This is a genomic window from Gottschalkiaceae bacterium SANA (assembly GCA_036323355.1).
In the GTDB taxonomy this organism is placed as follows: domain Bacteria; phylum Bacillota; class Clostridia; order Tissierellales; family GPF-1; genus GPF-1.
Genome location: AP028876.1, coordinates 1566209 through 1586010, shown reverse-complemented (window position 1 = coordinate 1586010; position 19802 = coordinate 1566209). Strand labels below are relative to the sequence as shown.

General features: G+C 39.5%; 21 protein-coding genes, 1 riboswitch and 1 other annotated feature. Of the genes, 2 read left to right on the top strand and 19 right to left on the bottom strand.

The genetic code is table 11. The annotated features are described in order from the left end of the window. Positions 1 to 135: 135 nt before the first annotated feature. The 19 genes from AC25CA_RS07420 to AC25CA_RS07330 form a co-directional block, all read right to left on the bottom strand. Positions 136 to 966, bottom strand: coding sequence for a nitroreductase family protein (locus AC25CA_RS07420; RefSeq protein WP_486816426.1), 831 nt, complete (start codon positions 964 to 966; stop codon positions 136 to 138). 54 nt (positions 967 to 1020) lie between these two features. After that, the gene (locus AC25CA_RS07415) at positions 1021 to 2145 is read right to left on the bottom strand and encodes a threonine synthase (RefSeq protein ID WP_486816425.1); all 1125 of its coding nucleotides are present in this window, start codon (positions 2143 to 2145) and stop codon (positions 1021 to 1023) included. A 67-nt stretch (positions 2146 to 2212) separates the two neighbouring features. Then, positions 2213 to 2602 carry a RidA family protein gene (locus AC25CA_RS07410; RefSeq protein ID WP_486816424.1) on the bottom strand — a complete coding sequence of 130 codons (390 nt, stop codon included), beginning with the start codon at positions 2600 to 2602 and terminating at the stop codon, positions 2213 to 2215. Then, positions 2599 to 3447, bottom strand: coding sequence for a type 1 glutamine amidotransferase domain-containing protein (locus tag AC25CA_RS07405; protein ID WP_486816423.1), 849 nt, complete (start codon positions 3445 to 3447; stop codon positions 2599 to 2601). Before AC25CA_RS07405 ends, AC25CA_RS07410 begins: the two co-directional genes overlap by 4 nt. 229 nt (positions 3448 to 3676) lie before the next feature. Further along, on the bottom strand, positions 3677 to 3838 hold the full coding sequence (locus AC25CA_RS07400; protein WP_486816422.1) for a hypothetical protein: 162 nt from the start codon (positions 3836 to 3838) through the stop codon (positions 3677 to 3679). Positions 3839 to 3959: 121 nt separating this feature from the next. Beyond that, the gene (locus AC25CA_RS07395; RefSeq protein ID WP_486816421.1) at positions 3960 to 4463 is read right to left on the bottom strand and encodes a DUF7000 family protein; all 504 of its coding nucleotides are present in this window, start codon (positions 4461 to 4463) and stop codon (positions 3960 to 3962) included. A gap of 27 nt (positions 4464 to 4490) precedes the next feature. Next, complete coding sequence (locus tag AC25CA_RS07390; RefSeq protein ID WP_486816420.1) at positions 4491 to 5885, bottom strand: DEAD/DEAH box helicase; 1395 nt, start codon at positions 5883 to 5885, stop codon at positions 4491 to 4493. An 87-nt stretch (positions 5886 to 5972) separates the two neighbouring features. Next, a complete protein-coding gene (locus AC25CA_RS07385) occupies positions 5973 to 6353 on the bottom strand; it encodes a hypothetical protein (RefSeq protein ID WP_486816419.1) in 381 nt (126 codons plus the stop codon). Positions 6354 to 6409: 56 nt separating this feature from the next. Then, positions 6410 to 6949 carry a GNAT family N-acetyltransferase gene (locus AC25CA_RS07380; protein WP_486816418.1) on the bottom strand — a complete coding sequence of 180 codons (540 nt, stop codon included), beginning with the start codon at positions 6947 to 6949 and terminating at the stop codon, positions 6410 to 6412. Between the two features lie 117 nt (positions 6950 to 7066). Then, a complete protein-coding gene (locus AC25CA_RS07375) occupies positions 7067 to 7750 on the bottom strand; it encodes a DUF2284 domain-containing protein (RefSeq protein ID WP_486816417.1) in 684 nt (227 codons plus the stop codon). 141 nt (positions 7751 to 7891) lie between these two features. Beyond that, positions 7892 to 8179, bottom strand: a complete 288-nt coding sequence (locus tag AC25CA_RS07370) for a DUF427 domain-containing protein (protein ID WP_486816416.1) — start codon at positions 8177 to 8179, stop codon at positions 7892 to 7894. A 243-nt stretch (positions 8180 to 8422) separates the two neighbouring features. Then, positions 8423 to 9535, bottom strand: coding sequence for a glycoside hydrolase family 5 protein (locus AC25CA_RS07365; protein WP_486816415.1), 1113 nt, complete (start codon positions 9533 to 9535; stop codon positions 8423 to 8425). A gap of 14 nt (positions 9536 to 9549) precedes the next feature. Further along, positions 9550 to 11853: a glycosyltransferase family 2 protein gene (locus tag AC25CA_RS07360; RefSeq protein WP_486816414.1), complete on the bottom strand. Its 2304-nt coding sequence runs from the start codon at positions 11851 to 11853 to the stop codon at positions 9550 to 9552. 11 nt (positions 11854 to 11864) lie between these two features. Beyond that, positions 11865 to 13289: a CotH kinase family protein gene (locus tag AC25CA_RS07355; RefSeq protein WP_486816413.1), complete on the bottom strand. Its 1425-nt coding sequence runs from the start codon at positions 13287 to 13289 to the stop codon at positions 11865 to 11867. 9 nt (positions 13290 to 13298) lie between these two features. Then, on the bottom strand, positions 13299 to 13979 hold the full coding sequence (locus tag AC25CA_RS07350; protein ID WP_486816412.1) for a DUF4956 domain-containing protein: 681 nt from the start codon (positions 13977 to 13979) through the stop codon (positions 13299 to 13301). Between the two features lie 10 nt (positions 13980 to 13989). Then, on the bottom strand, positions 13990 to 14682 hold the full coding sequence (locus AC25CA_RS07345; RefSeq protein ID WP_486816411.1) for a polyphosphate polymerase domain-containing protein: 693 nt from the start codon (positions 14680 to 14682) through the stop codon (positions 13990 to 13992). Positions 14683 to 14778: 96 nt separating this feature from the next. Beyond that, positions 14779 to 15465, bottom strand: coding sequence for a DUF2161 family putative PD-(D/E)XK-type phosphodiesterase (locus tag AC25CA_RS07340; protein ID WP_486816410.1), 687 nt, complete (start codon positions 15463 to 15465; stop codon positions 14779 to 14781). A gap of 331 nt (positions 15466 to 15796) precedes the next feature. Continuing rightward, positions 15797 to 16138 (bottom strand): hypothetical protein, encoded by a 342-nt coding sequence (locus AC25CA_RS07335; protein WP_486816409.1) that lies wholly within the window; start codon positions 16136 to 16138, stop codon positions 15797 to 15799. Between the two features lie 191 nt (positions 16139 to 16329). Beyond that, on the bottom strand, positions 16330 to 16503 hold the full coding sequence (locus AC25CA_RS07330; protein ID WP_486816408.1) for a hypothetical protein: 174 nt from the start codon (positions 16501 to 16503) through the stop codon (positions 16330 to 16332). 244 nt (positions 16504 to 16747) lie between these two features. Then, positions 16748 to 16989, top strand: a binding site (T-box leader). A 103-nt stretch (positions 16990 to 17092) separates the two neighbouring features. Between AC25CA_RS07330 and trpB the strand changes: the two genes are divergently transcribed. Both trpB and cobT read left to right on the top strand, forming a co-directional pair. Continuing rightward, positions 17093 to 18268 (top strand): tryptophan synthase subunit beta, encoded by a 1176-nt coding sequence (gene trpB, locus AC25CA_RS07325; RefSeq protein WP_486816407.1) that lies wholly within the window; start codon positions 17093 to 17095, stop codon positions 18266 to 18268. 130 nt (positions 18269 to 18398) lie between these two features. After that, positions 18399 to 18575, top strand: a riboswitch (cobalamin riboswitch). 73 nt (positions 18576 to 18648) lie between these two features. After that, positions 18649 to 19698, top strand: a complete 1050-nt coding sequence (gene cobT / locus AC25CA_RS07320; protein ID WP_486816406.1) for a nicotinate-nucleotide--dimethylbenzimidazole phosphoribosyltransferase — start codon at positions 18649 to 18651, stop codon at positions 19696 to 19698. Positions 19699 to 19802 lie beyond the last annotated feature (104 nt).

Below are 19802 nucleotides of genomic sequence, written 5' to 3'. Positions count from 1 at the left end.
ATAAAATTCTTCACAATACATCAATTTCCATGACAATTTATTATGCACAGAATGATTTTCAAGCCTTCAATAAAAAAGCCCCCCTCTTCTCCCAGACTCAGGAGAACAAGCGGCTTCCGTGTATATCTTACACAACTATACTCTTCGTTTTGCAGTAATCACATATTCCAAATCGAGATACCCGTGTATCAACTTGGCATCATCCACAAGAAACTCACAGCCCCCACATGCTATTTCATAATGTGCCGCAGATATTCCCATATCAAGCCATTGAATATCATAGCTTAATGACGCAGCATATTTTGATGTTCGTTTCAAATAAAAATGCGCATGACCATTTTCATCCATCAGAATTCTCCACGGCTGCTTGTTAGAAGCACTCGGAGCGAGTCTCACCAGTTGCAACTCTCCTCTCAGATCAGAATCAAGAATCTTCTGCATAAAGTTTTCGTAGAAAAATAGCTTGTCAAACGGCAAACGTGAATCACCTTTTGCAAGACTTCGTATCATTTTATCACTCAAAGACCGCTTCTTATCGCCATAGCCCACCGGTAGAATAACAGGAATGATTTCATCCGCTAAAAGCGAAACTTTTTCAACTAGTTTGGCTCGATGAAATGTGCCGCCAAGCCAGCATGTCCCCAAGCCATTTTGCGCCAGATACAAGGCCATTCGTTCCACCACATATCCGCAATCGAACAAACTGTCTCGATCATTTTTACAACTTACAACAAGAAAAGCCGGTGCATTTTTAATAATTCCATAGGTGCCGATCTTGTCAGATCTTCTTTCATCAACTTCGATTAATTGAATTCGAATTTGATTCTCATGAAAGCTGAATCGGTTTTCAACATGATTGATATAATCCAATATCAAATTTTTGTCACTTACCGATAGTTTTTCACCAGTGAATGTTCGAATCGACTTTCGTGTGATCATGGCATCTTTCTCTATGGTGTTTTTCATCTCTCACCTGCTCTTTCACTCGTCTATTTTCAAATCAGTACGTTTCTGTTTTCCTTATTCCGCACTCTTTAATCCTGCACCGCATAATGGGATCAACACACTTCCAAGCGAATCATAATTTTCCTTTTCATAGATGTCGTAGAATCCTGCAAAGGTTGCTGCCGTGGTCGTTTCAACAAAAAAACCTCTCTCGGCGAGTACTTTTTTCGCATCAAGAATTTGGTCTTCAGGTGCAATAATAATCTTGCCAGCTGTTTCTTGAATGGCTTCCAAGACTTGCTTCCCTCGTAAAGGATTAGCAATTGCTATGCCTTCCGCCAATGTACCGGTATTTACGACCTCTTTGATCGATTGATCACCCCGAATAAAAGCTTGGTAAATTGGTGCACACCCTTCAGCCTGAACAGCAATGATTCTTGGCATTTTCTTAATTAGCTTCAACTGAAGCAATTCCAGAAATCCATAATAGCACCCCAAAACCAAGGTACCATTGCCTAAAGGAACAAAGATTGAATCAGGGACTACTCCCTTTAGCTGCTCATAGATTTCATAGGCAAAAGTTTTAGTCCCCTCGTAGAAAAAGGGGTTATATACATGACTGGCATAAAATGCATGCCCCTTCTCTACGGCATGCAAAGCTGCTGCTGCAGTATCTTCCCTCGTCCCATTCACAATATGCACTTTTGCTCCATGAGCAGAAATCTGTTTGATCTTTTTCGTAGAGGTCGCCTCTGGCACAAAAATATCGCACTCCATCCCAGCTCGGCTTGCATAGGCTGCAATGGAAGTTCCAGCATTACCACTACTATCTTGAATAACTTTTTTAATCCCTAATTCTTTTGCTTTGGCTATCAAAACGACAGCCCCCCGATCTTTAAAGGATAGAGTCGGCATAGCATAATCCAATTTCACCATAACATTCGGCATTTCTGGATCAAGCGTGAGAATGGGGGTCATTCCCTCTCCCATAGATAACTCTTTCCAAACCGACCGGCTACTTTCAAAGGGTAATGCGTGTATATATCGAAATAAGCTCCATTCATCCTGGGCAATTTGTCCACTTGTAAATTTCAGCTCAGCTTTCTCTAAATCAAACAAACCGCCACACTCACATCGAAAAGCACGTGTATCAAGGGTATACTTTTCCCCACATTCATGACATCTATACGAAATCGCCATCGCCTCTCTCCTTTGTTTTTCCTCTTACTGTTAACGTTCTGCGAATGAATTAAAACTGACCTCAAGCCTACTTCTCTGGTTTTACAATTGCAGCAATCGCTTCAATCTCAACTTTAAAACCAAAATGTAAGTCTCTTGTCGGAACAATTGCTCTCGCAGGCTTATGATTGGCAAAAAACTCTCCGTAAACTTGGTTGACGCGCCCCCATAAAGCAATATCAGAAATATATACTGTCGTTTTCAACACCTGATCTTTATTGCTTCCCGCTTCCTGTAAGACCAAGTCTAGATTTTGTAGAACCACTGCAGTTTCCTCTTCGATGGATCCAAATCGTTTTTCACCCGTACTTGAATCGATCGCCAATTGTCCCGATATGTAAACCAAATCATTGTGAATAATTGCCTGCGAGTAATGACCCGAAGGTTTTAATGCATTATCTGTAGTAACTACTTTCATTTTTCATCTCCCTTCTTGATCCCATCTATTAATAACCGCATCATGGTTTGAGCGGTTTCCGCACCTGCATTTTGATTTTGACCTGTCACGATATTTCCATCCACAAGAACTAAGTTAGCAAAGACATCTTTAAATGCCGTATTGCTTTTGAAGTTCGCACCAAGCTTTCTAAGCTCCGTTTCTGGATGCATGGGTGTAATCGTAATTTTAAGCTCATGTACTTGCTTGTCAGTAACCGCCGTCATCTTTTTCCCTTTTACCAGAGGTTGACCATTCACTTCTTTTGCCTGAACAAACCCAAGTGCGCCATGACAAACAGAACCTAAAACTTTGTTAGTCGCATTGGCTTGGGTCAGTTTTTCACCTAACACTTGGCTTGTTCCAAGATCATATGCCGCACCCCAACCCCCAGCCAGAAAAATCAGATCATAGTTAGAAACATCCACATCATCGACTGACATCGAGTTCTCAACTTTTCCCTTAAAGATAACATCCTGTAAAAATCTTCGATCTTGAGGGGTTGCAAGAGGGTATTTAAGACTGGCCGACTCGATTGGAATTTTTCCCCCCCGAATACTTGCCAAATCAACCGTCATTTTCGCATCTAAAAATTGATAGTATGGTACCGTCATTTCTGATGCGTATACGCCAGTTTTTTTTCCTTGATCCCCAAGGCTATCGTGACTAGTCGTAATCAGTAAGGCTCTCTTTCCCTCCAAGTTATAGCTTTCCCCTTCGTAGTGAGGATGCAAACCAATCTTTCTTAAGATTTTTGGAAGAAGGACCAAGATCAATCCAATCCCCAAAACAATTCCAGAAACAAGAGTCACGATCTGATTTCCCATCTTTTCCTCCCTTTCTTTCCTATTCATTTCTCCAAGTTCTTCGACTATATTCCATAACATTTATCTATATTCTTGTTACAGGCTCGATCCCCTTAAATCCACTGATTCTTATTCAGAATACTCTCTTTATCTTATCACAAGCCTAAATACGATTGCCTTCTATTTACTAGGAGAATACAAAAAACTCCAATGGTATTTACACCACTGGAGTTTCAATCTAGTTCCTATTTTATCGGTCAAACAGTCCGCCTGATTTCTGATTTCGAAATGCCTTTCGAGTGCTTACGGCTTCTTGTGCTTCCACCTGACTTGTTTTGTATCCTTGTTGCGCGCTAATTTTCTTTTTATCTTCAATCAACTTTTTCATTAATTCCAATTTTTTATTCGCCACGTCTTCCTTCTCCTATACTTTCAATGAATGTTATACGACTCATAGTTTTCATACAGGTCGCCAAAAATCTTGATAAATTCTTTTTCTTCGTTTTTTTATTGTACCACAATTTCACATGATTTCAATCAAATTTATTGATTTCGAGAAAGTTTTGCACATCCTCAATAAATTGAAAAGTACCACTTTCGATTTCTTCAGTCAAGCTATCCAAATCATCGAAATCAGGATTAGCAGTTAGGACGTAGGAAAGAATGGAATCAACACCCTTTTCCATTGATGATATGGAATAGTAAGTCCAGTCCTTAGACTGAAATATATTCCAATATTTTTTTTGAATTATTTTGTTATTTGCTGACAACCATACTTCAAACTGCAAGGACTCATGAAGAAAAACAATAGCAATTTTTAATTTTTTTTCTCGTAAATACTCATTCGTAAGGGAGAAAAAGGTCATATCCATATACCCTTGATAAATACTTCCTGCAAGTCGATACTCTGGATATTTCCGTGCAAAATAATTGCGCAATTTCATCATGTAGCCGATGATTCCTTGGTAAGCTTTTCGAATATCGCCCTGATCCAATTGTTTTTTATAAACCTGAATTTGTTGATTTAGCGATCCCATTCTCTTGTCTTCCCTTCCTTACAAGCATTACTTGTTCCTTTTACCTTTCGGCCTGTTCTTGGATCTATTAGCCTGTTGATTTTCGGACTTGGAATTTCCAAACTTCTTTTTTTGATTACTCGATTTCTCATTTCTTTTCTTCCCGTTAGCTTTTTCGTTTTTCTTTCTATCGTTGGACTTTTCGCTTCTCTTTCTTTCGCCAGGTTTTTCATTTCTCTTTTTCGGTTTGTCTTTCGACATCGGCTTCTCTCGATATTTTTCCCGGCTCTGCTTAATTGCAATATTATAAAGCACGTATGGATGTTCTTCAACGCATGCAAGCTCAATGCCTTGAAGTTTTTCAATCGCTTTCAATCGAGGGATTTCTTGATTGTTGCAAAAAGATATGGCAATACCGCTCATTCCGGCTCTTCCGGTTCGACCAATTCTATGAATATAGGTTTCCGAAACAGCTGGAATATTCAGATTCACTACATGAGACAATCGATCGATATCAATTCCCCGTGCCGCAACATCTGTTGCAACCAATACTCGTATTTCTTTCTTCTTAAAAAGCGACAAAGCTTGGACTCTATCCGTTTGATTTTTATCGCCATGGATCACACCAACACTTATATTGGCTACTTGAATGGCTTTTAGTACTTGGTCGGCCTTCTTCTTTGTCCGTACAAAAACCAAAACCGAATCAAAGGATTGGTCTTTTAGTAAATACAGCAACAAAGAAATTTTATCTGGTTCATCAACGTAATAAAGTTTTTGCTTGATCCCAGCTTTTTTTACAGGCTTGCCTTTTACTTCCACTCTAGCAGGATTCTTCAAAATAGAAGTAGAAAGTTTCGAAATTTCGTCCGGCAACGTAGCAGAAAACAATAAATTCTGTCTCTCTGCTGGTAAACTCGATAGAATTGCTTTTACATCTTGAATCATACCTAGATCTAGCATGCGATCCGCCTCATCCAGTACAAGAAATTCAACACGGTCCAAGTCAACCATGCCTTCATCGATCAAGTCCAAAAGTCGCCCTGGCGTCGCAACCAATATGCTTGGCTCTCTTTTCAATGCCTTGATATTGCGATTGATTGGGACTCCCCCATAAACAACAGCAGTTTGCATTTTTAAATATTGACCATAGCTTTTAAAACTATCACCAATTTGAAGTGCCAATTCCCGCGTCGGTGCTAAAACTAATGCTCGAATCGGATGAAAATCTTCTCCTTTTCCCCACTCTTTCGAAAGCATATGCAGGATCGGAAGCGCAAAGGCAGCCGTTTTTCCTGTTCCCGTTTGTGCACAAGCAAGCAAATCCTTGCCGCTAAGTACAATCGGTATTGCCTTTTCTTGGATGGGCGTTGCTTTTTTATAATTTTGCTCGTCTACTGCTTTAAGGATGGATGGATTTATCTTTAAGTCTTGAGATATCATGAATTGTCCCCTTTACATCATCACTATTCCTCATCTTATCACACTTTTTGAAACTGATTCGCACTAATTACCCATGAAGGTCATCCATTAATTTCCAATGGCAATTAACCAAAAGCAAACTGCAATCACAAGTGATAGGGGTGTCATCACAATTCTCTCTTTTTTGCTTTTTGATAATACATTGGCGAGAATATTCAAAGTAAAGTATCCTGCAAATAGATAACAAACTCTTTGTGTTGCAGGAAAGGAAAAGATCAAAGGCAAGATCCCCACCATTTGAAGAATGATGACAATTGCTGCTAACTGTATGACAAGTGAAACCACAAAAATTATTCGTTTTTCCCTTGGAACAACCTTATATTTCCCGCCCATAGCAAACTCACCATATGGAAATCCCAATACCAGAAAGATATACAAGGTGACAATTGGCATAAATGCCAAGCCACCTATAATCGCAACGACCTTCATGTTCCTACTCCTTCCTTGTAACAAACGAACTTGGCTTATCTGATCGATAATCCTTATTAATCTATGCCAAGCTCATATTTCCGTTCAATTAACTGACGGCCCCACATGCTGATCGGCTCCTCTGAAACCCGTTTAAATCCTTGTCTCACATACATAGCCGTTGCTTTTTCCTGGTCATCCGTTGTCAGGAGCCATACTTTTTTATAACCCTTTTTTCGACAATATTCCATCGACCTTTCAAACAGTTCTCTACCCAATCCCATCCCTCTATATTCTGGAAGGATAAGAAACCATCGCAACTGCGCTTCATTTTCACTATGGTACAGAATCGCAATATTTCCGATGATCATTCCATCTTTTTCAGCAATAAAGAAACGATCCCCTTCTGGAGAATAGCGCTGGGTAAATTCATAAAAGGTTTTACATACATACCCTTCAAATTCCAAATCGTACCCACACTCTGCAAAGTAAATCTTTGCATGCAGATATGCCAGATAACCCAGATCTCCTGGAACCAGCTGTTCACGTATTAAAACTCCTTCAAATTGTTCTTGTTCATTTTCAGACTTATTCATTTCGTCTATAATATCTTTCATCGATTTCACCCTCCCCATTTTAAAACTCAATCATTTATGCTAGATCTTTGATTTAAAAAAATATCTTGTTCTTCTAAAACAAGCAATCCCTATGAAAAGAATGCAGAATCAGACATCTTAGACCCCAACTTCATTAATCCTCAACACCATGCCTTCTAAGCTCTCCAAAATTATAATTTCATCACATTTTTCTTTCGTCATCAAAGCACTACAAGAACAGAACGATGTTGGCAGCTCATCTTTCGACCAAGCAAGTTCCAAATCAAATAATTGCTTATAGATTCCCGATACCAAAAACCCCAGGGCTTCAAGAGAATATCTTAGGGTTTCTGGGAATCTGCAAGGCTCACCAAGTGATTTCCTACAAGTGGCACATTTTGTACAAGATCCAGGTGGCAACCCCACCGAATCATCGATTTTCGTTTCAAGCGCTAGCAATTGATCCGCCATCTGATTTTTTATGTTTTCAAAAGCATACATGGACACAATGCTTTTCATATCAAGCTTCTGATCCGGCTCCTCCATTAAATAGTTGCTGCGAACTCGTGAATCTAATTGATTGGGATCCAGTTGATGCCATTGCATTTGAATTTGTTGTGTATCCACTTCCGTTAGAATAATAGTCGCGTACTTATAGGGTTCCAAATACGCAACCGTGTCAAAGAAAAAATCCGGACAGCTATAATTCTTTCCATAATTGTTGCATCTTTGGCAATATGTCAAAACTTCTTTATGCTTATATGCTTCAAAAAGCATCTCTTTTTTCACTTGCTTGACTCTGATCTTTACAGGCAAATTCATCTTCCACCTCCTAATTTGTCGATTGATTTTATTCTATCTGATTTGCCTCAAAACACCAAATCTTTGTGCAATATACACAAAAAGAGAAACCCATCGGTTCCTCCTCTTGATCCATTGATAGTTTCATACCAGGTACGATCTTTACTTATCTTCTGTAATTTCAACACCTTTCCAAAAAGCAACATAGTTTTCAATCTCATTTGCCGCCTCTAAGGGCTCTGGATAGTACCATGCGGCATTTTCATTTATTTCTCCATCAACAACAATATGATAGTAATGAGACAGTCCCTTCCACGGGCAACGAGATCGATGATCGCTATCCTCCAGAAACTTTCTATTCACTGACTCAGGCGGGAAATAGTGATTTCCTTCTATCACAATGGTTTGATTGCTCTCTGCTAAAAGTGTCCCTTTCCATACGGCTTTCATTTAATCTCCTCTTTTCATTTTTCAACGCCAAGACTTCAGTCTCCTTATTAACGATGTTCTAGTTAGACCCTTTACTTCCTAATTTATGTATACCCAAATCATTCGAAACCTTTTTTTGAATATTTCTCTACCAAGATTCTGTTTACAAGCCTTATCATACTTATCACACTATATTCCCTCCTCCACAAATGTGCTCTTTCAACTCAAAAAAAGAAAGCCCATATCGAGCTTCCTTCTTTATCCCTATTGATTTAAATGTTGAAAAGTCAATCGACCGGAGTGACTCAACTCATCCAAGGTCCATCCACTAAGTGAATGTACTTCACTTCGTATAGCCGCTGAAATTTCAGACTTATTGCTTAGAGACCAATTGACCCAGCTAATCGAGTACTCGTCTAGAAGCATTAAAAACTCCTCTGCACGAATCAATGAGATCTCTAGATCTTCATTGCGGTTGTTCACACCCCACTCAGAGACAAAGAGAGGTAGTTTGAATTCTTGTGCTTTCTCAATTGTCGAACGACTTGAACTGCTGTTCTCATCAATATACTGATGATAGCTATACATAACACCCTCATACATCAACGGATCTTCATATACACTTTCTATATCCGTCGAATAATTGGGTGTACCTACCAAAATCAAGGCTGAAGGCGAATTCTTGCGAATCACAGGAATCACAGTTTCTGCATATGCCTTAATATCGGCCCAGCTTGTATCTCCATTGGGTTCATTACAAATTTCATATATCACGCCCGGATGATTTGCATATTGCCTTGATACTCGATCAAAAAATTCAATCGCTTGTTCCTGATGGATTAGCGGGCTTTCATCTTCCAATATATGCCAATCAACTATGGCATATAGATCTGCTGCAAGCACATTTTCCATCGATTGATACAAGATGCCAAGCACCTCTTTGCCGTTGTCTATATATCCGCTGTTGGTTTCTGTATAAACTGCAATCCGCATGACGTTGGCACCATAGTTTCGAATCGTTTCCATAGCTGCGTAATTGATATATTCTGGATACCACATTAAGCCATGAGAACTAAACCCTTGCAACTGTACCCGATCACCCTGCTGGTCAAAAAGGCTCGCTCCATTAACAAATAAATTTCCATGTACCTTCACCCCATTGTAATTTGCATCAGTTTTAAGAATCTCATCGCTCAAATCATTTACAGTTTGAGTCAAATCTTCCATATTCTTATTCCTTGCAACAGTCTCAGACAATTGACCAATGCTTGAAGAAAGTTCATTGATATCTTTACTTTGATTATTGATTGCCAGCCCAAGTCCAAAGCTTACAAGAAGTAACATTGCAAGCATAAGAATCAAGTCCATTCTTTTCATGCTCTTTCCCTTCCTTAGCCGTCAAGATCCGTCGCTTCGTGTAATTCACTCAGATCATGATTTATTTTCTGCTTCTCCTGAATCCAAGATTCCATCAACTTTTGGAATCGTTGGCTTGAAACCAAGACTTCCGCATTCTCTACATGATACACGCCTTCATTCGGTCCTTTGAAGACTGAAATACGCTCATCGTAAATCAGTTCCATAAACTGGCCGCTTTCTAACTCAAGGCTCAGTTTATCTCGGTGTCCTCCTTCAATTTCAACTAAAGCATATTTATAGTTGAAATCCCTTAAGATCGCCTTTTCGCCATCACTTGTAAGAATCGATTGATTCAAAAGAATACGAGGACGTTTTCGATTCGACTGCATAGGTACAAATGCTCGTCCTTGTAAATTCACCCTTAGATCATCCAATACAGTGACACTTGGACTCAAATAATTTGGATATGAGTGACCACGATCATAAACGATTTGATAATACTTCCGCTTGTCTGCCGGTGTGCATGATACGATTTCAAAACAATATTTAACTTGATTCTCCACTTGTATGACATGAACAAGTTTAGCATCCACTTCGGCTTCATATCGCTCGTTATGAATTCGTAAAGTACAGGTCTCATCCACAGGAATTAACTGCGATTGATCCATCATGAGTGCCAATCCAAATTCAGAGATATCGCAGGTCCGAGTCACTATGGTTTCTTCAGGCAGAATGATCCTTACATCCACCTCAGCATCAAACCGTTCGTATTGGCGATAATTGGTGCGCCCTAACATAAATAAGACCGCCATAGTCAGATTGTAAAGGTTAACACAAAGCCAATAGATCACAATGATATTTCCAAATGAATGAAAAATGACAGCATCTCTAACACTAACATAGAGCCCGATCAGTGAAAATACAATTAGAATCATGTGCGGAGCAGCATATCGTAAGTTTGACTCCGAATTAATGGTAGAGCGATCTTTTTTTGTCACCGCAAATTTGCTGAGTTTCACTCCGATGGTTTCCAGAAAAATTGGAAAGACCAAATAAGGAAAAATAATCGTATCGACAACATTACTCCATCGCTGGTTTCGTATATTCCCTGAAATGACTCTAAGAGTGCGATTGTACAGCAAATAGGATGGCAACCAAATAATGATTAACTCCCACAAACTGCATTCCACGACATGAATATGAAATACAGTAAATAGAATGGGAGAGATGATGTAAATAAATCGGCGCATAAATGTCCACCAATACATAAAGCTCGCATAGTAACTCAGTTTTGTTCTCCAATTCAAATCTTTGTTGAATATAAACTCTTTTCGTCGAATGGTTTGAACACAGCCTCTGCCCCAACGTTCCCGCTGTTTGATTAAACTCAAGACAGTTGTGGGTGCCAATCCATGGGCAAGCGCTTGATCGATGGCATAGCATCGGTATCCTTTGCTTTGAATTTCGATACCGGTTGCAAAGTCCTCTGTGATTGTACCAACTGTAATGCCACCCACTTCCTCCAATGCTTGTCGAGAAATGACCGTGTTAGAGCCCGCATAAATAGCAGAATTTGTTCGATTTCGCCCAACATTGACTTCACGGAAAAAATAGTCCTGCTCATTGGGAATTCGATCTTCTGAATGAAGATTGTACTGAAAAAGGTCGGCATTATAAAAGCTTTGAGGGGTTTGGATAAAACCAATTTTATCTTCTTCATCCACGTTCTCACGTTCGACCCAAAGGCCATCCTTATTTTTTTCCATCCTTGGCAAAAAGAAGTACGGAACGGTTTCAAGAAGAAATTTATGGGTTGGAATCATATCTGCATCAAAGGTAACAACCAAGGGAGCATGCGTTTTTTCTAGAGCATTGTTTAAATTTCCCGCCTTCGCTTCATCATTCTCCGACAAACCAAAATAACCAATACCCATTTCGTCAGCCAGATCCCGCATTTCGGGCCGGTCCATATCATCACAAAGATGAATATGGACCTTCTTTGAATCTGGGTAGTCCATATGATTACATCCATTGATTGTTTTATACAACAATTCTACCGGCTCATTATGTGTCGCAATCAGTACATCGATTTCAGGAAACCATTCCAACGGAATTTCCGGTTTTTCTGGGATCACCGCACTGCTCATATTCCGATAATGTTCAAAGGCTTCAATCACACTAATCGTTTCCGCAACAATTAAAGCCACTCCAGCTAATAGTGACAGCCAGCCATAACTTGTTGGTATGGTATAGATTATCCTCCATCCAATATAGATCACTGAGCTAATCAAAGTGAGTAACAATAAAATCTTTCGTCGCAATCGCATCTTCTCCATTTTTCCCCTCTCTATTCCCTCCTTGCAAGCAATACTGCAAGAATAAATGATAGTACAAACAAGATCGCTGCCAGATTTCTAGGTGCATTGCTTACGACTGGCGGACGGGTGTATTGATATAGATCGTCAATATGAAGATCCATCCAATCCCCTTTCTCATGGATTAGAGATTTCATTTTCTCAATTTCCGTTCCATAATCCTTCATTTTCTCTAACGTCTCATCAGCAATCCAAATATCACGATCCCTTTCAATAGAATCTCCCAGAAAAACGATCGTATCATCGATATAAGAGAGCAAGTAGGTTTCACTCAAAACGCCTTGCCGCAATTCATGATATCGTTCCACAACACGATCAATGAATTCACGATCTTTTACCAAGGCATTAAACCATGGGTAGGACGGCAAAACAAACTGATCAACTCGAAATTCATGAACAGGATCATTGCCAAGTTCTTGATCAAAGTCCCATACTGGACCCATACTTAGTTTTCCACCCAAATCTTTATAAGCATAAGTGGAGTAAATACCAGCATCATAATTAGCAAGAAACTCATTAATAATAAAATAATCCACAAAGGAATCTACGTCTATATAGTCAGGATATGTCTCAAATATTTTTTGATCGCTTGCATATAAGACTTGTTCAATCTTCGACACATCCTCTTGAATAAAATCTAAGGTCTCCTTGTTAATCGTCGATGGTCCGGGATATTTTACACCAATGAATTCTCGACTCGCACCTATCTCGTCAGCATATGTAGAGATAATATTTTCATCTGGATGATATCGGTCTCGTCGTATTACATATGCACTTGACGGCAATGCAGGGTCGTACTTTTTAATGTCTACACGATCCTCGCCTCGTTTTACATTTTCAACAAACAGGTAAAGACCTTGAGGGATAACTTCGCCGTCGATGTGAAGCTCCACCTCGCAAAATCGCACATTTGGCGCATAGTCCATAATCTCCCCAGCAATGTTAAATCCCAAATAATTACGAATAAATGATTGATCGATCATGGATCCGTTTAACACCCATTCTTCATCAGCTGACATACCTAGAACCGAACGTTTTTCTTCTTCCCCCGCTTCATTAATCAGATGAATTTGATATTGCTTTTTGTCGTAGTACAAGGATGAATTCCCACGATATCTGATTTTCCCGTTTGACATCCATGTTTTTTCATGGACCGACTGTGTCGGATCCTTTTGAATTTCAATTTTAACATCAAAGGTCTCTAAAGGCGCCCCATATTCAAAACTCATGGGGGTGGACAAGTGTAAAATTACTTTAGGCAATGCATCTGCTTGCTTCAATTCTTGATGTTGGTGAAAGCGTGCAGCTTCTATACTTTCCGTACTCTTACCTGCCCATACTGTCACGGATAGAAGGATAAGAATAAGAAGAACACTCAACTTTTTCTTTGATATCATCGTTACCCTCTATCCATTTACTTCGTCATTTTGACAGACCAAGTTCACGTACTGAATTCCTTCTAACTCATATAATTTGTTCGTAATGGATCCTCCTGCTTTTTGTGATTGTTCCAACAGACGACGAGAAATCTCATAAATAAATTCCACACTCTCTATATTTGTATTTTTCACTCGCGCCTTGGCTTTGCTGCGATAATATGCCTCTATTAACGCTTCAATTTTCTCCTCTTTTTCACGATCACCTCTCACAATTAATAGATATCGATCATTGGTCTGAATTCGCCCAAAAATCAATAAAAGAATAAAGAGGATTGCCGATCCTACGCCTGCCACAAAATATTCCGAAACGCCACAACAAATCCCAGTAGCAATGCTCCAAAATATAAATGCCGTATCACGTGGATCTTTAATCGCTGTTCGAAAGCGTACAATTGACAAGGCGCCCACCATTCCTAAGGAGAGTGCAATATTGCTCCCAATCACGGTCATCACCAAGGTGGTAATTACAGTCAACATCACCAAGGAGAGATTAAATCTCGCACTATAAACAGCCCCTGTATGTGAAAATTGATAAGCAAAATAGATCACCATACCAATTACAATAGCCAAAGCAAAATTTATTAGAATTGTACGTTGCGACAATCCAACTCCCTGTGTTACTAAAAAATCGTAAAAATACTCTTTCATCTGTCTCCCCCTATGTCAAATTGATCATTCTACCCATGCAATACTTACTCATTGCGCTTTCCGTTTTATTGCAAGAGCGAATTAGATCTCGAATATACGTCAATAAAAAATGATCATATTTCACTTCAAACACCACACTATCCATAGGTGCGATTGGACGGGTTTGAAGTTGCTCTGAAAAAAGATCTAAATTCGCCTCGGTTGCTTGCAGTTCATAGTCAAAGGTTAATCGTGTCTGGTTGGTTGCTGAAATATAAGCCTTTCGACGATACTCAATGATACATTTCGGCCGATAGCATCCAAAACTTAGAATCCCGTAAAGCTCCAGTGCAAAAGGATTCTTGTATTGCAACAAAGCCTTGAAATCGCCTTGAATAAAGGCTTGTGCTTCTTGCTTGGTAACCAGCAAACTTCTTTTCCTTTGATTTTCTCCAATCTTTTCTTTCATTTCCAATTTTACAGTTTTTGTTTCTGGATCATAAATTCGCAGACGAATTTTCTTTCGTTCATGCAAACCATCCAATTTTTCTGCGTAATCCTGATCTCGAACTGTATCAAAATATAAAGAACGGACAAGATAACCTTGTCCGTTATTGTTCTGATCGGCTTGCATAATTGCTTGTAATCTAAAATCTAACTGCTGGTAAGCCAACAATGAAATTCGATATTTCTTTTCTTGCCGCAAAACATCAAGTAATATCACTGAATGCCCCTTCTTTTTCATATATTTTCAGAAAACTTGTACGTTTTTTAATTATACCACGTTCCCACATTCTTACATAGAAATCTTTGGGTTTATTTATAAGAGTTTATCAATAATATACCCATACGTCCCAACAGCTTCTTTGCCCCCTTCACTTAAATCATAATATCCCTTTTTTACACGTTGAAAATATCCATAGTAATCCTTCTGAAGAATTGAACCCGTTTTTTCTCCAGCCAAAACTCGAAGATCCGAGACTTTCATCACACCATTTTTTGCCAATAAGCCAGCAATCAACAAGGTGTTTTCTCTATATGCTGTAATTTTTTTCCCTCTTTGTCCACCCATATTATAGTCACCGCTGCGCATCGACTTTTCTTTTAGGGCTCGCTGTCTCGTTTTTTTGTTAAGCCGTTGGGATTGCTTCAAATCAAATACTGAGGGGTCCTGTTCGATCATAGCAACATCACCACTCTCTTTAAAATGAACAAGAATCAAGCCAATACCCAGACGTTTTAATAAATACACCTTTTCTGTAAACGTATTTGACATACGCACTTTATAGGTCGGGGCTTTAATTGCCACATAAACAATTTCACTTATTTTTTGTCGCTGAGCTCCTTGAACGATCAGCTTCAAATTCAGTTCTTTCTTGAGTTCAATAATGATCATCGCGTCGGCATTTGTAGCAAGAACATCAATATCCTGAACCTCTGATTGCACGTCATATCCAAGTGATTCAAACAATTCTTTAACCGGTAGATATAATGCTGTTTCCCTCATATTATTCTCCCTCACCTTGCACGTAATCGCCAACTATCTTTATTCCATTCTAGTGATGACTCCATAACCTGTCAAATCATTCTACATGCACAAGCGTTATCAGAAACGGCTCAATGAGATGACGCCGTTTCAATATCGCGATCAACTAAATGATTTGGCATCACCGAAGTTTGTATTATTACCGCTGTCGGCTTGACAAGGAGTCGTTCATGCACACGTCCTTTCTTGAATCGTTCCCAATGAATTCATAAGAAAAAAACAGCCATCTAAATGGCTGTTTCGCTTGCTAGCATGATTAACCAAGGTTTGACGATATTTGAATATCGCACTTTTACACAGTAATGATCCGCGCATCCTCTTTGATCAACTCGGTCAATGGCATCCCCCAGGGAATCAATTCAATGTCTAAAGCTTCAAGTCTCTCTACGGTTCCAAGATTCCGTGCACAAGCAATACATCCACTGAATTCTACACCAGACACTTTTGCCCGCGCTATACTCGCCTGAATTTCTGTATTTTCAGCAACCAATTTCGAAGTAGCGCCCCAGATAATAATGGTCACTTTTTTCCACCACTCTCGTAAAATCGCATTTTCGGCATACATGATCACCATATGTTCCGCCGTGATCGGGTTGTCATTGGTCCATAAAATATAAAGATGATCATTTTTCATTTTTTCTCCTACTTCCTTTTTTTAATCAGGCCATAAGGTCCCATCCATCTTTGCGTATATGTTTTACTAATGTCGACCCTACCCTATTTATTCCCCATTCCCAACAAATCTATCGAAATCGTTATCGTTTAATTCACAATTAATGATACATTAAAAGTGATGTGATAAAAAAAAATCCCAACCGGGATTTCTTACTTGATCGGGCATACGCCGCTCACACAATCTGTATCCATTGAGCTTCCTAATACATTTAAATCTGCATCCAAAACAGCACCAACTCGCGGTATTCCATGAATTTCTTTGATCTCATGTCTTGTACCTGCATCCGTAAAAACATACGGGTGATTAATAAATTCAATTTTCATAATAACCTCCTTGATTTCACTATAGTCTAAGCATATCACGATGACTTTTTTTTCTTAAGTCTTGACTTTTTTGTTTTCTATTCTATACGTGAAGGAAGAATCACAATTTCTCACACAAATTCCTGATTCAATCTTAGTCATGGATGGACTCAATCATCATAAATGCTTGGACCGATTTCATAAAATTCAAAAAACATATTGACAAAAGCTACAAAACTGAGTAAAATCATCACAACAAGATAATTATAAATCGTTGAGTAAGAAGAGTAGGTATACCGAAAAATTGTAGAGAGTCGGCAATGGTGGGAATCCGACATTTTAAGGCATGCTGAATGGGCTTATGAGAGGGCGCTGAAAGATTTCGAGTAGGCAACACGGGCATCTCCCGTTACAGAGATAGGATATCGGTTATTCCCGTATCTGAAAGAGTGGGTTATCCTTTGGGATAACCAATTGAGGTGGCACCACGCTAATGGCGTCCTCTATATGTTAAACATGTAGAGGGCTTTTTTTATTGCATGAAAGTTATCTTTTTCCGCCCTTTGCATATCAATTTCTTTACTCATTGGCACACAGAGGAGGTAATCTCATGATCACGAACAACAATGGTTTTTTTGGAGAATTTGGCGGAAGATTTGTACCCGAACCACTAAAGCTAGTCCTACAGGAAGTGGAAGATAATTTCTATCATTTTATTAATGACCCTGACTTTCTTGAGGAATTGTCTTATTATCAGAAACAGTATATTGGACGGGAAAGTCCTCTCTATTTTGCAGAGCAATTAACGAATAAAATTGGTGGCGGGAAAATTTATCTAAAACGCGAAGATTTAAATCACACAGGAGCACATAAGATCAACAACACCATTGGACAAGCACTTTTAGCGAAAAGAATGGGTAAAAAAAGAGTGATCGCAGAAACCGGAGCTGGTCAGCATGGTGTTGCGACAGCAACCGTTTGTGCCTTATTTGGAATGGACTGTACGGTCTACATGGGTGCCACGGATATTGAAAGACAGAAGTTGAATGTATTCCGCATGGAACTTCTTGGTGCAAAAGTAATTCCAGTAACCGATGGCACAGCTACTTTGAAAGATGCAGTCGATGCAGCCTTAAACGATTTCGTGATCAATGCATCCGATACATTCTATCTATTAGGTTCTGCTGTTGGACCCCATCCCTATCCAACTATGGTAAGAGAATTTCAAAGCGTGATTGGAATAGAAGCAAGAACTCAGATTCTAGAGGCAGAAGGCAAATTACCGGACTATCTGGTTGCCTGTGTAGGCGGCGGATCCAATGCAATTGGTCTCTTCCACCCCTTTGCAGAAGACAAAGACGTTAAAATTGTTGGTGTAGAACCTGCTGGCAAGGGTCTGGATACACCCGATCATGCTGCTTCCATCAGCAAGGGCAGCGTCGGTATCATTCATGGCTTTAAATGCTATACTTTGCAGGATGAGAACGGCCAACCACTTCCCGTTCATTCCATTGCTGCCGGACTTGATTATCCAGGTGTTGGCCCTGAACACAGTTACTACAAATCAACTGGAAGAGCAGATTATGTTGGCATTACCGATAAAGAAAGCTTTGATGCCTTTTTCACCTTATCACAAACAGAAGGGATCATTCCTGCCATTGAAAGTGCCCATGCCATTGCCTATGCGATCAAGCTCGCAGGGACTTTGAATCAAGATCAAACGATCATTGTCAACCTTTCAGGTCGTGGTGACAAGGACGTCAATCAAATCATAGAAATGATGTAATCATCCTCGAGAATAGATCAAATCAGCTTACAACAACCCATATGATACTATTTTGACCAACACCTTAAGAATTTCATGTTTCTACAAATTCGACTTGAACATCGAAAGAATGATCGCTATACTCTAGTTAAATGAATACCATATTTCAGGTGCCCTTCGGGGAGAATAGGGAATCAGGTGAAAGTCCTGAACGTGCCCACCGCTGTAATGGTGAGTCAAGATACAAGTATGCCACTTCGTTTTCGAGGGAAGGCGAATCTTGACAATGAACCAGAGTCAGAAGACCTGCCTGAAGTTATGATTCTGTAAAGATATGGAAAGTCTATGCTATTTATTGGTGTAGGCTTTTTTATTTTGAATTTATTTAAGGAGGAACAAAAATGTCATTATTGCAAGAAACAATTCAAAGGATTGATGGCCTTCAACAAGATGCCAAATCGGAAGCGCAAGATCGAATCAATAATCTCGTTAAACCCATCGGTAGTTTAGGCAAGGTAGAAAATATCCTTGTTCAACTAGCTGGCATAACGGGAAATCCTTATCCAAAAGTAGATAACAAAGTAATTATCGTTATGGCGTCCGACAACGGCGTCTGTGAAGAAGGAATCGCTGCCGCTCCCCAAGCTGTAACAAATCTGATGACAGGATTTATTTCAGAAGGTATTACGGGTGTCGGTGCCTTTGCAAAACAAGCGGGTGCTGATCTCGTTACCGTAGATGTCGGTGTGATTGGTCAAGTAAACTATGATAAAATTCTCAACCGAAGGATTAAAGAAAGTACCAATAACATGATCAAGGGTCCCGCAATGACACGAGAAGATGCCATCAAAGCTATTGAAATCGGGATCGAAACAGCTCGAGACGAAATCAACAAGGGAAGAAATTTAATTGGCACTGGCGAGATCGGTATCGGCAATACAACCACAAGTACTGCAATTTTATCTGTCTATTCCGGTTTGGATCCAATAGAAATTACTGGTGTTGGTGCAAATCTAACAAGCGACAAGCTAGAAAACAAGATTGCAGTCATCAGAAAGTCTATTGAAGTTAACTCTCCAAATAAAAATGATGCAATCGATGTAGTCTCAAAGGTAGGTGGATTTGATATTGCCGGTATGGCAGGCGTCATGCTTGCTGGTGCAGCCTATCGAGTACCCGTTGTTATTGATGGATATATTTCAACTGCCGCTGCCATCATTGCTACACATCTCGAACCTAAGGTACGTGATTTCCTAATTTGTTCTCACTCTTCCAATGAAAAAGGAGCCGCTACCGCTTCCGATCTTCTTAATTTCGATACTATGCTTGATTTAAATATGAGGCTGGGCGAAGGCACCGGCTCGGCCATCATGTTTAATATCATTGAAGCAGCTACCTATATGAATAATGAAATGCTTACCTTCCAAGAGGCCGGCATCGATATCGTTTAGAGAGTTCTTCACCCTTTTTGCTCATAGCATATAACATAAGCGAGTAAGGTCAGTTGACCTTACTCGCTTATGTTCATTTGTTAAGAATTCTCAACGACTAAACC